We start from the raw sequence: 12,457 nt of genomic DNA, 5'->3' as shown, positions 1-12,457 counted from the left end.
CGGCGCGCAGCGCTGCGGGGCCCCGCAGCCGCGCCCGGCGGCCGGGCGCGGCCCCCGGTACGTGAAACATGTGAAGCATGCACGTATGAGTGATCCTGCCGCTCGGGTGGGACCAGCCGCCGGCAACGGCACTAGACTCTGCACCACACGCGTCGGGCCCACAGCGTCGTGCGTCTTTCACGCGGACGAGGGTGTGTCGTCATGATCCGGCAAGGTCATGCTGAGCCTGCACACCCCCATGACACCTCCACCGCATGCGGCCGCTGGGACGGCCGTCCGCAATGGGACTTGTGAGGACACACGTGAGCGATAAACCTGTCGTACTCATCGCTGAAGAGTTGTCACCCGCCACCGTCGACGCACTCGGTCCGGACTTCGAGATCCGGCACTGCAACGGCGCCGACCGCGCGGAGCTGCTGCCCGCGATCGCCGACGTCGACGCGATCCTGATCCGCTCGGCCACCAAGGTCGACGCGGAGGCCGTGGCCGCCGCGAACAGGCTGAAGGTCGTCGCCAGGGCCGGCGTCGGTCTGGACAACGTGGACGTGCCCGCCGCCACCAAGGCCGGCGTCATGGTCGTCAACGCGCCGACGTCGAACATCGTGACCGCAGCCGAGCTCGCCTGCGGCCTGCTGATCTCCAGCGCGCGCAACATCCCGCAGGCCAACGGCGCGCTGAAGAACGGCGAGTGGAAGCGCTCCAAGTACACGGGTGTCGAGCTGAGCGAGAAGGTGCTCGGCGTGGTCGGCCTCGGCCGCATCGGTGTGCTCGTGGCGCAGCGGATGGCCGCGTTCGGCATGAAGATCGTGGCGTACGACCCGTATGTGCAGGCCGCGCGGGCCGCGCAGATGGGCGTGAAGCTGGTGACGCTCGACGAGCTGCTCGAAGCGGCCGACTTCATCACGGTGCACCTGCCGAAGACCCCGGAGACGCTGGGCCTGATCGGCGACGAGGCGCTGCACAAGGTGAAGCCGACGGTGCGGATCGTCAACGCCGCGCGCGGCGGGATCGTGGACGAGGAGGCGCTGGCGTCCGCCCTCAAGGAGGGCAGGGTCGCGGGCGCGGGCCTCGACGTGTACACGAAGGAGCCCTGCACGGACTCGCCGCTGTTCGAGTTCGACCAGGTCGTGGCGACGCCGCACCTGGGCGCCTCGACGGACGAGGCGCAGGAGAAGGCGGGCATCTCGGTCGCCAAGTCGGTGCGCCTCGCGCTCGCGGGCGAGCTGGTGCCCGACGCGGTCAACGTGCAGGGCGGTGTGATCGCCGAGGACGTGCGCCCGGGGCTGCCGCTCGCGGAGAAGCTGGGCCGGATCTTCACCGCGCTCGCCGGCGAGGTCGCGGTGCGCCTCGATGTCGAGGTGTGCGGCGAGATCACCCAGCACGATGTGAAGGTGCTCGAACTCTCCGCGCTCAAGGGCGTGTTCGAGGATGTCGTGGCGGAGACGGTGAGCTATGTCAACGCGCCGCTGTTCGCGCAGGAGCGCGGCGTCGAGGTGCGTCTCACCACGTCGAGCGAGTCGCCCAACCACCGCAATGTGGTGACGGTGCGCGGCACCCTGTCGGGCGGCGAGGAGGTCTCGGTCTCCGGCACGCTGGCCGGTCCGAAGCACCTGCTGAAGGTCGTCGCGATCGGCGAGTACGACGTGGACGTGGCGCTCGCCGACCACATGGTGGTGCTGCGCTACGAGGACCGCCCCGGTGTGGTCGGCACGGTCGGCCGGATCCTCGGCGAGGCGGGGCTGAACATCGCGGGCATGCAGGTGTCGCGGGCGGAGGAGGGCGGCGAGGCGCTGGTCGTCCTCACCGTGGACGACACCGTGCCGCAGCCGGTGCTCACGGAGATCTCGGCGGAGATCGGCGCCACGTCGGCGCGCTCGGTGAACCTGGAGGACTGACCTCCCGGCCCCTTGCGGGCGGGAGGGAGCACGACGCGTGTGCGAAGCGAGGGGCCCGGCCGTGTGCCGGGCCCCTCGGCGTTCCCCGGCCGCCTGCGGGCCCGCGCCGCTCCCCTGTGCCCCCGCCGGTGTACGCCGCGGGCCGGGGGTGATCATGGTAGGGGTCGACTGGGAGCCTCCCGCGCGCGGGGAGGTGAGAGGGGTTCTCGCAGGTGGAGCGCAGGAGGATCGGCGCCGGTGTGCTCGGGGTGGGCGCGGTAGGGCTCGGCTGCGCGCCGATGAGCTGGGCGTACAGCCGCTCGCAGCGGCGGGGCGAGGTGTCGGAGCGCACGGTGCACGCGGCGCTCGACGCGGGCGTGGAGCTGCTGGACACCGCCGACATGTACGGGCCGTTCACCAACGAGCTGCTGCTCGGCCGGGTGCTCGCGACGCGGCGGGCCGACGCGTTCGTGTCGACCAAGTGCGGGCTGCTCGTCGGGGACCAGCACCTGGTGACCGACGGGCGTCCCGAGTATGTGCGACGGGCCTGCGACGCGTCGCTGCGGCGGCTGCGCACGGACGTCATCGACCTGTACCAGCTGCACCGCGCCGACCCGGAGATACCGGTCGAGGAGACCTGGGGCGCGCTGGCCGAGCTGGTCACGGCGGGCAAGGTGCGGGCGCTCGGGATGTGCGCTGTGGGGCTGCGCGACGGTCCGGGGCGCGCCGGGCGCGTGCGGGAGGCGCCGTACGCGGCGGCGGTGCGGCAGCTGGCGCGGATGCAGCAGGTGTTCCCGGTCTCCGCGGTGCAGGCGGAGCTCTCGGTGTGGGCGCCCGAGGCGCTCGAACTGCTGCTGCCGTGGTGCGCGGAGCGCGGTGTGGGGTTTCTGGCGGCGATGCCGCTCGGCCGGGGCTTTCTGACGGGGACGCTCACGCCGGGGCAGGGCTTCGAGGAGGACGACGTACGGGCGCGGCACCCGCGTTTCACCGCCGAGATGATGGCGGCGAACCAGCCGTTGGTCGCGGGGCTGCGGCGGGTCGCCGAGCGACACGGGGCGACCCCGGCGCAGGCGGCGCTCGCCTGGGTGCTCGGGCGCGGCAGGCAGGTGGTGGCCGTGCCGGGCACGAAGCGCCCGGACTGGGCGGTGGAGAACGCGGCGGCGGCGCGGCTGCGCCTCACGCCGCGTGACCTGGCGGACATCGCGGCGCTGCCGCCGGCCAGGTCGTCCTGGGACTGACCGGGGCGGGCGTGGTGAGGGGGCGCGGCCGGAATCCGGTGCGCGCCGGGTGCGCGGGGGCGGGGTCGTGGGCGACAGTGGTGGAGGGTGTGCGACACCTCGGGTCGCCGCCGTACGCCGTCGAAGGGATGGGCCGAGCCGTGCGACGTACCGCAGTGCAGTCGGCGGCGGCAGCCGCCGCGCTCCTCCTGGCCGCGGGGTGCACCGGGTCGGCGGCGGACTCCGGTGCAGGCGCGTCCTCGCCGTCGGCCGCCGCGTCCGCGCCCCCGGCGTCGCCGGGCTCCGCGTCGCCGGGTTCCGCCTCGCCCGCTGTGCCGGCCGAGCGGGGTTCCGTACGGGTGGTCCGCACGCTCGCCGAGAACCTCAAGTCGCCGTGGGGCCTGGCCGCGCTGCCCGGCGGCGGTGGCCTGCTGGTGTCGTCCCGCGACGAGGCGGTGATCACCAGGGTGGACGCGCGCAGCGGCCGGAAGACGGAGCTCGGCCGGGTCCCCGGGGTGTCGCCCGCGGGCGAGGGCGGGCTGCTCGGGATCGCGCTGCCGCCGTCGTTCTCCTCCGACCACCTCGTCTACGCGTACCTGACCACCCGCTCGGACAACCGGATCGTGCGCATGGCGTACGACTCTTCGAAGCCCGCGGGGCGGCAGCTCGGGGCTGCGCACACCGTGCTGACGGGCATCCCGAAGGGGTTCGTGCACAACGGCGGGCGGATCGCCTTCGGGCCCGACGGAATGCTGTACGCGGGCACCGGCGAGTCGGGCGACACCGGGAAGTCGCAGGACAAGGGGTCGCTCGGCGGCAAGATCCTGCGGATGACGCCGGACGGGGCGCCCGCGCCCGGCAACCCGTACAAGGGCTCCGTCGTCCACGACCTCGGCCACCGCAATGTGCAGGGCCTCGCATGGGACCCGGCGGGGCGGCTGTGGGCCTCGGAGTTCGGGCAGGACACCTGGGACGAGCTCAACCTGATCAGGCCGGGCCGCGACTACGGCTGGCCCGCGGTCGAGGGCAAGGGCCACCGTGCCGGGTTCACCGACCCGCTGGAGCAGTGGCACACCGACGACGCGTCCCCCAGCGGTATCGCGTACGCGGCGGGCTCCGTCTGGATGGCGTCGCTGCGCGGCGAGCGGCTGTGGCGCATCCCGCTCGACGGCGGGGAATCCGCGGGTCCTGTCCAGGCGTTCCTGAAGGGGAAGTACGGCCGCCTGCGTACGGTGCTCTCGGCCGGGGACGACAAGCTGTGGCTGGTCACGAGCAACACCGACACGCGCGGCACGCCCGAGCGGGGCGACGACAGGATCCTCCTGCTCCAGGTGCGCTGAGCTCAGGAGCAGGAGGCGGGCCGTGTTCAACATGATCGAGGATCTCTTCGCGCCGGGCAGGAAGCACACGGCGGAGGAGCAGAAGCGGCTCGAACTGAGCCGGGTCGACGTGGACGGCTCCGACCCCGGGCGCGGCCCGATAGACCTGGCCTCGGGGAAGGTCACGATCCGCCGCCCGGATGCGGATCGGGCGCCGGAGGCGCAGGACGCCCGCCCCGCCGAGGCGCCGTCCCCCGAGCCCGGCGCGTCCGCCGGGCCCCTGGCGTAGGCCCGGGGCCGCCGGGGCGCTCCTCCTGGCGAACCGCCCGGCGCCCCGGAGGCCCCCGCCTGAGGCGGGTGGCCGCGGGGCGCCTGGGGCACGGCCTCGCCCCGGGCTCAGGAGGCGGGGGCGGGGGCCGTGGGGGTGGCGGGCGCGCTGGGCAGCGAGGCGAACAGGTCGACGTACATGCCGAGCGAGACCACCACTCCGACAGCGCCGAGCACGAGTGCCGCGATCGCGACGGGCTTCGCCCAGGAGGCGCTCGCGGCCGCGGCCGCGGGCCGCAGGGCGACGAGTGCGATCACCGCGAGGATCGCGGCGACCAGCGCGACCGCGCCGTTGATCGCGGCGGTGGTGTGCCAGCCGTCGCCGTACAGCTCGGCGATCTGCCGGCTCGCGGAAGCGGACTGGCTGGTGTGCAGCTGGCCGACGAGCGTCTCGCGCTCCGCCCCGACGCGGCCGGTCCAGGTCCCGGTGAGGGAGACGACGCCGAGCGCCGCAGCGACCACAGCGGTGGTTGCAGCGCCGACCCCGCGCGAGGTGCGGGGCGGTACGGCGTCGTCGGCGCCCTCGTCGGGGGACGCGTCGTCCGCGACCGCGCCGCCTTCGGCCCCGTCTGCGGTGCCGCTCTCCGTCGCCGTGGCCTCCGCTGCCGCCGTGCGCTCCTTCTCGTCGTGCTCGTTCCCGGTGGCGGCTTCCGGTTCTGTCGTCGTGGTGCTGGGGGTGGGGTTCATACGGCGCACGCTAGGGGCGCCTCCTGAGAGCTTTCTTAATCCCGTCGGTGTGATCCCGCCGCGTGGCGGCTCCCGGCCCGGCGCTCCGGCTCGGCGCGGGGGCGGCGGAGCCACCGCTGCACCTGCCGCTCGGCACCGACGGCCACGCGTGTGTGACGGCGCACGGAAAGGGCCCGCGGGCCCCGGGGGATCGGCGTCCCCCGGGGCCCGCGGGCCCGGTCGCGCGGTCCGCGCCCCGCGGGTGCGGTCACCGCGGCGCGGCAGGCGTCAGGCCGGCAGGTGCCACTGCTGGTTCGAGCCGCCGAAGCACTGCCAGATCTGGAGCCTGGTCAGGTTGGCGGAGCTGTTGTCCGTGGCGTCCAGGCACTTGCCCGAGCCCTGGTTGACCAGGGTGCTGCCGCTGCCCTTGGACCACTTCTGGGCCGCGGTGCCGTTGCAGTCGTAGAGCTGGACCTTGGTGCCGTCGGCGGTGCCGGCGGCTGCCACGTCCATGCACTTGCCGAGGGCGCGCAGGGTGCCGTCGGAACCGACCGTCCACGACTGGGCGCCTGAGCCGTTGCAGTCGTAGAGCTGCACCGCGGTGCCGTTGGCGCTGCTGGCCGCGTTGACGTCCACGCACTTGCCGCCGATGCCGGTGATCTGGCCCGCGCCGCCGCCGGGGGGCGGGGTGGTGGTGCCGCCGCCGTTGATGCCGTTGAAGATGGTGCTGAACTGGTAGGTGCTCTGGGACGTGCCGCTGCAGTTGTTCGACGGGTCGTTGGTGCTGCCGCCGCACTGCCGGTCGCGGCCGAGCGCCCAGAAGGAGAGCTCCTGGATGCCGTTGGCCTTGGCGAAGTTGAGCACCGCGGTGGCGTTGGCGGTGGTGAACGTCTCTGACGGGGTGTCGTTGGCGCCCAGCATCGGGGTGTTGCCCTCCATGGCCCACAGCTGGGCGGCGGACTTGTCGGTCCAGATCGAACCGAGCTGGCCGTGCAGCGCGTTGGCCGCGTCGATGGCCGCCTGGCCCATGTCGGAGACGGGGCGCCCGTAGTCCATCGTCATCGGGTTGACGAGCGAGACGTTGACGCCCTGCGCCTTGGCGTCGCGGAGCAGGTTGAGCTGCGCGCCCGGCAGGCCCGAGGTGTCCGTGCCGAGGGTGTACTGCACCTGGAGGTTCTTGCCCGCCGCCGCGTACTCCTGCTGGAGCTGCGCGAGGGCCTGGTCGCGGCGGGTGTTGGCCGCGGTGTTCGACTCCTGGCCCGACTCGATGTCGAAGTCGACGCGGGTCAGGTTGAGCGCGTCGATGACCTTCTTGTACTGGGCCTTGACGGCGGAGACCGAGGAGCAGGCGACGGCCTCCTCGGTGCCCGAGGCGCCGCCGAAGGAGACCATCACGTCGCCGCCCGCGGCGCGCACCGCGTTGACGGCCGAGGTCCAGGATCCGTCCGTGACGTCGGTCGAGCCGTTGAACTTGGCGTTGCAGCCGCCCGCGTCGATGACGAAGGCGAGCGTGAAATACTTGGTCCCGCTGGAGTTGAGGGCGTTGGTCATCGCCGAGGGCGAGTTCCAGGTCTCGACGTACGGGGCGGAGAAGTGCGCGGGGAAGCCGGGGCCCGGGTTGGCGGCGGCGTTCGCCGCAGCGCCCGACACCATCACGGCGGTGCCTGCCATGGCGAGCACGGCGGGGCCCACGGCCAGGGATCTCTTGAGGGTACGCAGCACGGTGACACTCCTGTCATGCACGCATCAAGCGTGCGTGGGGGCGGACACAGGCGAGTGCGGAGCAGTCGAACCAGACGAACCAGATGAAGCAGCCAGAACAGTCGGAGCAAGGGGAGGCAGGCAGTCATGTGGCGGAACGGTGCTCGACCACATGAACGCGCTGTTGCTGAGAGCAGTAAAGGACTAGACCTTGACCGTGGTCAATCCCCCGGATTCAGAAGGCGAAGGAAAAACCCCGTCCCCGGGTGACGCGCCGTCACTTCCCGATGACGGCGAGCGCGCCCCAGAGCGCGACGGTCGCGGTCACCAGCGTGGCGGGCACGGTGACGAGGCCGAGGCGGGTGAAGTGGCCGAGCGTCGGCTCCGTACCGTGCTCGTGCAGGATCCGCCGCCACAGCAAAGTCGCGAGCGAGCCCACATAGGTCAGGTTGGGGCCGAGGTTGACCCCGATCAGCGCGGCGAGCACGGGGCCAGGACCCGCGGGGCCGACGACGGGCAGCAGCGCGAGGATCGCGGGCAGGTTGTTGATCACGTTGGCGAGGACCGCGGCGGCGACGGCGACCGCGAGCAGCGCCCCGAGCGACGAGCCGCCGGGCAGGACCGCCCCGATCCCGTCGCCGAGGCCGTTGTCGACCACCGCCTTCACGACGACGCCGAGCGCGAGGACGAAGAGGCAGAACAGCGGCGACGCCGAGCGCACGAGCCCGAGCAGCGTCACGCCCGCCCCGGGCGCCGCCGCCTCCGGGCCTGAGGGCCCGGGCCCCGGTATCCGTGGCCCGGTCTCTGCCGCGGGGGCGGGCGTACGGGCACGGGCCTGCGGGGCTCTTGGTGCCGTACGGCGGCCGCGCAGGAGCGCCCGTGCGGCGAGGACGGCGGCGCCGCCGAGGGCCGCCCACACCGGCTCGGTCCCGAGCAGCGAGGTGGCGGCGAATCCGGCGAGCGTCAGGCAGAGCACGACCGTCGTGAAGACGGGCAGCGGGCGGCGCCCGGCGCCGCGCGGCGGATGGCCGCCCGCCGCCAGGTCGGCGGCGAACCAGCGGCGGAAGACCCCGTACTCGACGGCGACCGCGACCAGCCAGGGCAGGGCCATCAGGGTCGCGAAGCGGAGGAAGGAGAGGCCGCTCGCGGAGAGCGCGAGCAGGTTGGTCAGATTGGAGACGGGCAGCAGCAGCGACGCGGTGTTCGCCAGGTGCGCGGAGGCGTACACATGCGGCCGCGCCCGCGCCCCCACCCGCGCGGTCGTGGCGAACACGACGGGCGTCAGCAGGACGACCGTGGCGTCCAGGCTGAGCACCGCCGTCGTCAGCGCGGCCACGGCGAACACCCCGGCGAGCAGCCGCCCCGGGCGGCCCCCGCACAACCGCGCCACCAGATCGCCGGCCGCCTCGAACAGGCCGTCAGCAGCGCACAGTTCCGCGAGGACGAGCACGGCAGCGAGGAACGCGACCACCGGCAGCAGCTCGCGGGTCTGCTGCCACGCCTCCCCCGGCGACACCGCGCCGAGCCCGATCACCAGCCCCGCGGCGGGCACCGCGGCCACCGCCTCGGGCAGCTTCCGCGGCCCGGCCACGGCGAACGCCAGCACCCCGAGCAGCAGCGCTGCGGAGACGACCTCGGCGGTGACGGTGTTCAGCGGAAGCTCCAGGGAGAGCGCGACAAAGGGGACGCTACGGCACGGTACGCGCGCGGACGCCCCGCACGGCGCCCGGGCTCGCCGCCCGGGCGCCGGCCCGGCGCGCGCCGGAGGCACCTGCGCGGGAGGGGGCGCCCACGCGGGGCCGAGCGGCGCGGAGGGCGGCGCGCCCCGGGGTGCGCCGCCCTCCGTGCCGCCGGCGATCAGCCCTCGACGCCGAGCCTCTCCAGGATCAGCTCACGGGCGCGGGCCGCGTCGGCCTGGCCGCGCGTGGCCTTCATGACGGCGCCGACGAGCGCGCCGACCGCGGCCGTCTTGCCGCCCTTGATCTTCTCGACGACGCCCGCGTTGCCCGCGATGGCCTCGTCCACGGCGGCGCCGAGCGCGCCGTCGTCGGAGACGACCTTGAGGCCGCGCTTCTCGACCACCGTGTCCGGGTCGCCCTCGCCCGCCAGCACGCCCTCGATGACCTGGCGGGCCAGCTTGTCGTTGAGGTCGCCCGCGGCGACGAGCGCGGTGACCCGCGCGACCTGCCGCGGCGTGATCGGCAGCTCGTCGAGCGCGCGGCCGGTCTCGTTGGCGTTGCGCGCCAGCTCGCCCATCCACCACTTGCGCGCCTGGTCCGCGGGGGCGCCCGCGTCGATCGTCGCGACGATCGGGTCGATGGCGCCCGCGTTGAGGATGGACTGCATGTCGTGCTCGGACACCCCCCACTCCTCGCGGAGCCTGTTGCGCCGCACCCGGGGCAGCTCGGGAAGCGAGGCCCTGATCTCCTCGACCCACTCGCGGGACGGGGCGACCGGCACCAGGTCGGGCTCGGGGAAGTACCGGTAGTCCTCGGCCTCCTCCTTCACCCGCCCCGAGGTGGTGGAGCCGTCCTCCTCGTGGAAGTGGCGGGTCTCCTGGAGGATCGTGCCGCCGGACGAGAGCACGGCGGCGTGCCGCTGGATCTCGAACCGTGCGGCGCGCTCGACGCTGCGCAGCGAGTTGACGTTCTTCGTCTCGGAGCGCGTGCCGAACGTCTCGGTGCCGTGGGGGCGCAGCGACAGGTTCACGTCGCAGCGCATCTGCCCCATCTCCATGCGGGCGTCGGAGACGCCCAGCGCCTTGATCAGCTCGCGCAGCTCGGCGACATAGGCGCGCGCGACCTCGGGGGCCCGCTCCCCCGCGCCCTCGATCGGCTTGGTGACGATCTCGATGAGCGGGATGCCGGCCCGGTTGTAGTCGAGCAGGGAGTGCGAGGCGCCGTGGATGCGGCCGGTCGCGCCGCCGATGTGCGTCGACTTGCCGGTGTCCTCCTCCATGTGGGCCCGCTCGATCTCCACCCGGAAGGTCTCCCCGTCCTCCAGCTGCACGTCGAGATAGCCGTTGAAGGCGATCGGCTCGTCGTACTGGGAGGTCTGGAAGTTCTTCGGCATGTCCGGATAGAAGTAGTTCTTCCGGGCGAAGCGGCACCACTCGGCGATCTCGCAGTTCAGCGCGAGGCCGATACGGATCGCGGACTCCACGCCCACCGCGTTGACGACGGGCAGCGCCCCCGGCAGGCCGAGGCACGTCGGGCACGTCTGCGCGTTCGCGGGCGCGCCGAGCTCGGTGGAGCAGCCGCAGAACATCTTGGTCCTGGTGCCGAGCTCGACATGGACCTCAAGGCCCATGACGGGGTCGTACGAGGCCAGGGCGTCCTCGTACGACAGCAGGTCAATGACGGTCACAGGTACTTCTTCCTCTTCAGTGCTTCATCGGTGTCGGCCAGCCAACGCTGGTAGGACGGCAGTTTGGCGAGTACCGCGAGATCCACCGCGTCGGCCAAGCGCTCGAAGTAATCGGCGGGCTCTCGCCTGCGAGCCCTGCTGAGAACTGCTTCGAGTACCTTCTTCGGGTGACCGGGATGGGCCGGTGAGGGGTTGGCGCTCTCCACGTCCGCAGGTTGAGAGTACGGGTAGGCGTCCAGGTCCGCGGTGGGCTGAACGCGTCTGAGTGCCTCACGGTCCGCAAGCACCCACGACTCCGTCATGAGTCTGGGTACGAGCACGACCGCCATCGCGGCGGAGGCAGGCAGTCCGGAGAGCTCGTCGACAAGCCTGTCCGCCTCGGCCCCCTCCTTGTGGTCCCTGTGCACGAAGAGGAGATCGCAGCGGTCAGCGAGTCTGCGCGCCTCGGCTAGGAGGACCGGGAACTGCGCCGTGCTGCGCACAGGGGAGATCTCGCAGGGAGTCACGAACGTGGCACGCAGCGCACGGTCCGCAACCGTCTCTTCCAGCTGCCGTTGGATCAACTGGCGGAGGAACGGCTCATCGCTCGGGCCCTCGACGATGAGGGCCGGGATGAGCGGCCGGTACCTGCCGGTCATGCGACCACCTGCCCCAGCGACTCCAGCAGGTTCTGGACCTGTCCAGGCGGAACGGTGTCGCCCGGTTCCTCTTCCGCTGACCTCTCCCGCACGGGGCGCGCCCGCGTCACCGTCGAGACGATGCGCGTCTCCGGATCGACCAGGGTGCCCTGTTCCAGAAACACCAGCGTCCCCGGCGCCTCGTCACGCAGCGCGGACAGCAGCACGGGGGAATGTGTACTGACGAGGAGCTGTCGGAAACCGCCGAGGTCCGACCGCACTGTCTGCACGCCGTTCGCCGCCATGACGGGGAAGTCGTCCACATCGCGGCGCAGTCGTCGCACGAGCTCGGCGATACGGGTCGGGTGGAGGCCGTTCTCCACCTCGTCCACCGCGAGCAGACCCTTGCGTGAGTCGTCGTACCAGGCGGCAAGCAGCGCGAGGACACGGAGCGTTCCGTCGGACAGCATCGGAGGCGCGGTCCACCCCGTGTGCCGGAAACGGACATCGAAGTCGTACTCGCCCCGTCGCTCGTCGTAGAGCGTTCTGACACCGGACGCCTCGGGAATGAGCGCGGCGAGATCGGCTTCCATGTCGCGCAGTCCGTTTTCCCCGAGGCGGTGCAGGACTGTGGCCAGATTCGCCCCGTCGGGGCGAAGCGGTAGATACGGGGTACCGCCGTACGGGGCGCGCATCGCCGATGCTTCGAGGGCGAACCGCTCCCAGGTACGCGTTTCGCGCATGAGCAGCGCACGCAGTCTGCCGCTCCGTCCGACGGACGCCACTGTGCCGGTCGAGTCGTCGGCCTCCCCGGTGGAGCCGAAGGAGTCCGGCTCACCCCCGAGGGGGTACCAGCCCTGTCCCTCTCCCACGGCCTGATCCCTGGCCGAGGCGAGTGCCCGGCGCAGATCTGCGGGAAGCCCGAGGCGCTCCATCCACTCCCGGTGTCCGAGGCTGCTCACCCACAGCGCGCTGCGCTCCTGGTTCAGCCGGACGTGGGTGCCCTCCCCACCACGTACGACGACGCGGGCCACGACGGGAAGCGGACCGTAGTCGCTGGGCACGATCATGCCGACCTTGATCGTGAACTCCCGTGCCGTGCGCGGCCCCTCAGGCGTCTCGCCCCGGTGGAAAAGGCCCCGGACCGCGAGGCGGGGGTTGTCGCCGCCCAGCGCCCTCTGGAGGCCCCCGTCGAGGACCCGTCGGACAAGATCCAGCGCGTCCAGGAGGTTCGACTTCCCGGCTCCGTTCGTCCCCATCAGCACCGTGCAAGGGCGCACGTCGAGGCCGAACTGGACGAACGACTTGAAGCCGTCGATCTCAATACGGGTGATCACGTGTCACTCCTTGAAGAACCAGGGGGAAGGACG

The 12,457-nt window shown here is 72.6% G+C and carries 10 protein-coding genes; 4 read left to right on the top strand and 6 right to left on the bottom strand.

The features are described from left to right. The first annotated feature begins 302 nt into the window (after positions 1–302). The 4 genes from serA (at position 303) to AB0910_RS07240 (ending at position 4,699) form a co-directional block, all read left to right on the top strand. A complete protein-coding gene (serA, locus tag AB0910_RS07255; RefSeq protein WP_366743541.1) occupies positions 303–1,895 on the top strand; it encodes a phosphoglycerate dehydrogenase in 1,593 nt (530 codons plus the stop codon). Between the two features lie 212 nt (positions 1,896–2,107). Beyond that, positions 2,108–3,112 (top strand): aldo/keto reductase, encoded by a 1,005-nt coding sequence (locus AB0910_RS07250; RefSeq protein ID WP_366743540.1) that lies wholly within the window; start codon positions 2,108–2,110, stop codon positions 3,110–3,112. Between the two features lie 128 nt (positions 3,113–3,240). Then, complete coding sequence (locus tag AB0910_RS07245; RefSeq protein ID WP_366743695.1) at positions 3,241–4,431, top strand: PQQ-dependent sugar dehydrogenase; 1,191 nt, start codon at positions 3,241–3,243, stop codon at positions 4,429–4,431. A gap of 31 nt (positions 4,432–4,462) precedes the next feature. Beyond that, positions 4,463–4,699 carry a DUF6191 domain-containing protein gene (locus AB0910_RS07240; RefSeq protein ID WP_366743694.1) on the top strand — a complete coding sequence of 79 codons (237 nt, stop codon included), beginning with the start codon at positions 4,463–4,465 and terminating at the stop codon, positions 4,697–4,699. Between the two features lie 107 nt (positions 4,700–4,806). Here AB0910_RS07240 and AB0910_RS07235 read toward each other — a convergent pair whose 3' ends face one another. From AB0910_RS07235 to AB0910_RS07210, 6 genes are all read right to left on the bottom strand, one after another. After that, the gene (locus AB0910_RS07235) at positions 4,807–5,424 is read right to left on the bottom strand and encodes a hypothetical protein (protein ID WP_366743539.1); all 618 of its coding nucleotides are present in this window, start codon (positions 5,422–5,424) and stop codon (positions 4,807–4,809) included. A 267-nt stretch (positions 5,425–5,691) separates the two neighbouring features. Further along, complete coding sequence (locus AB0910_RS07230; RefSeq protein ID WP_366743538.1) at positions 5,692–7,146, bottom strand: ricin-type beta-trefoil lectin domain protein; 1,455 nt, start codon at positions 7,144–7,146, stop codon at positions 5,692–5,694. Between the two features lie 235 nt (positions 7,147–7,381). Next, the gene (locus AB0910_RS07225; RefSeq protein WP_366743693.1) at positions 7,382–8,758 is read right to left on the bottom strand and encodes an SLC13 family permease; all 1,377 of its coding nucleotides are present in this window, start codon (positions 8,756–8,758) and stop codon (positions 7,382–7,384) included. Positions 8,759–8,961: 203 nt separating this feature from the next. Further along, the gene (gatB, locus tag AB0910_RS07220) at positions 8,962–10,470 is read right to left on the bottom strand and encodes an Asp-tRNA(Asn)/Glu-tRNA(Gln) amidotransferase subunit GatB (RefSeq protein ID WP_366743537.1); all 1,509 of its coding nucleotides are present in this window, start codon (positions 10,468–10,470) and stop codon (positions 8,962–8,964) included. Then, positions 10,467–11,108, bottom strand: coding sequence for a DUF4276 family protein (locus tag AB0910_RS07215; RefSeq protein WP_366743536.1), 642 nt, complete (start codon positions 11,106–11,108; stop codon positions 10,467–10,469). The genes gatB and AB0910_RS07215 overlap by 4 nt, the downstream gene beginning before the upstream one ends. Beyond that, on the bottom strand, positions 11,105–12,424 hold the full coding sequence (locus AB0910_RS07210) for an AAA family ATPase (RefSeq protein ID WP_366743535.1): 1,320 nt from the start codon (positions 12,422–12,424) through the stop codon (positions 11,105–11,107). The genes AB0910_RS07215 and AB0910_RS07210 overlap by 4 nt, the downstream gene beginning before the upstream one ends. Positions 12,425–12,457 lie beyond the last annotated feature (33 nt).

The organism is Streptomyces sp. NPDC047002, assembly GCF_040704505.1.
Taxonomy (GTDB): Bacteria; Actinomycetota; Actinomycetes; order Streptomycetales; family Streptomycetaceae; genus Streptomyces.
Note: the sequence above shows the minus strand (reverse complement) of the source record. Positions and strands in the feature narration are given on the sequence as shown.

Coding starts and splice junctions, on each gene's coding strand:
- AB0910_RS07215 (WP_366743536.1), bottom strand. CDS start 11,108: ATGACCGGCAGGTACCGGCCGCTCATCCCGGCCCTCATCGTCGAGGGC.
- AB0910_RS07245 (WP_366743695.1), top strand. CDS start 3,241: ATGGGCCGAGCCGTGCGACGTACCGCAGTGCAGTCGGCGGCGGCAGCC.
- AB0910_RS07240 (WP_366743694.1), top strand. CDS start 4,463: ATGATCGAGGATCTCTTCGCGCCGGGCAGGAAGCACACGGCGGAGGAG.
- AB0910_RS07235 (WP_366743539.1), bottom strand. CDS start 5,424: ATGAACCCCACCCCCAGCACCACGACGACAGAACCGGAAGCCGCCACC.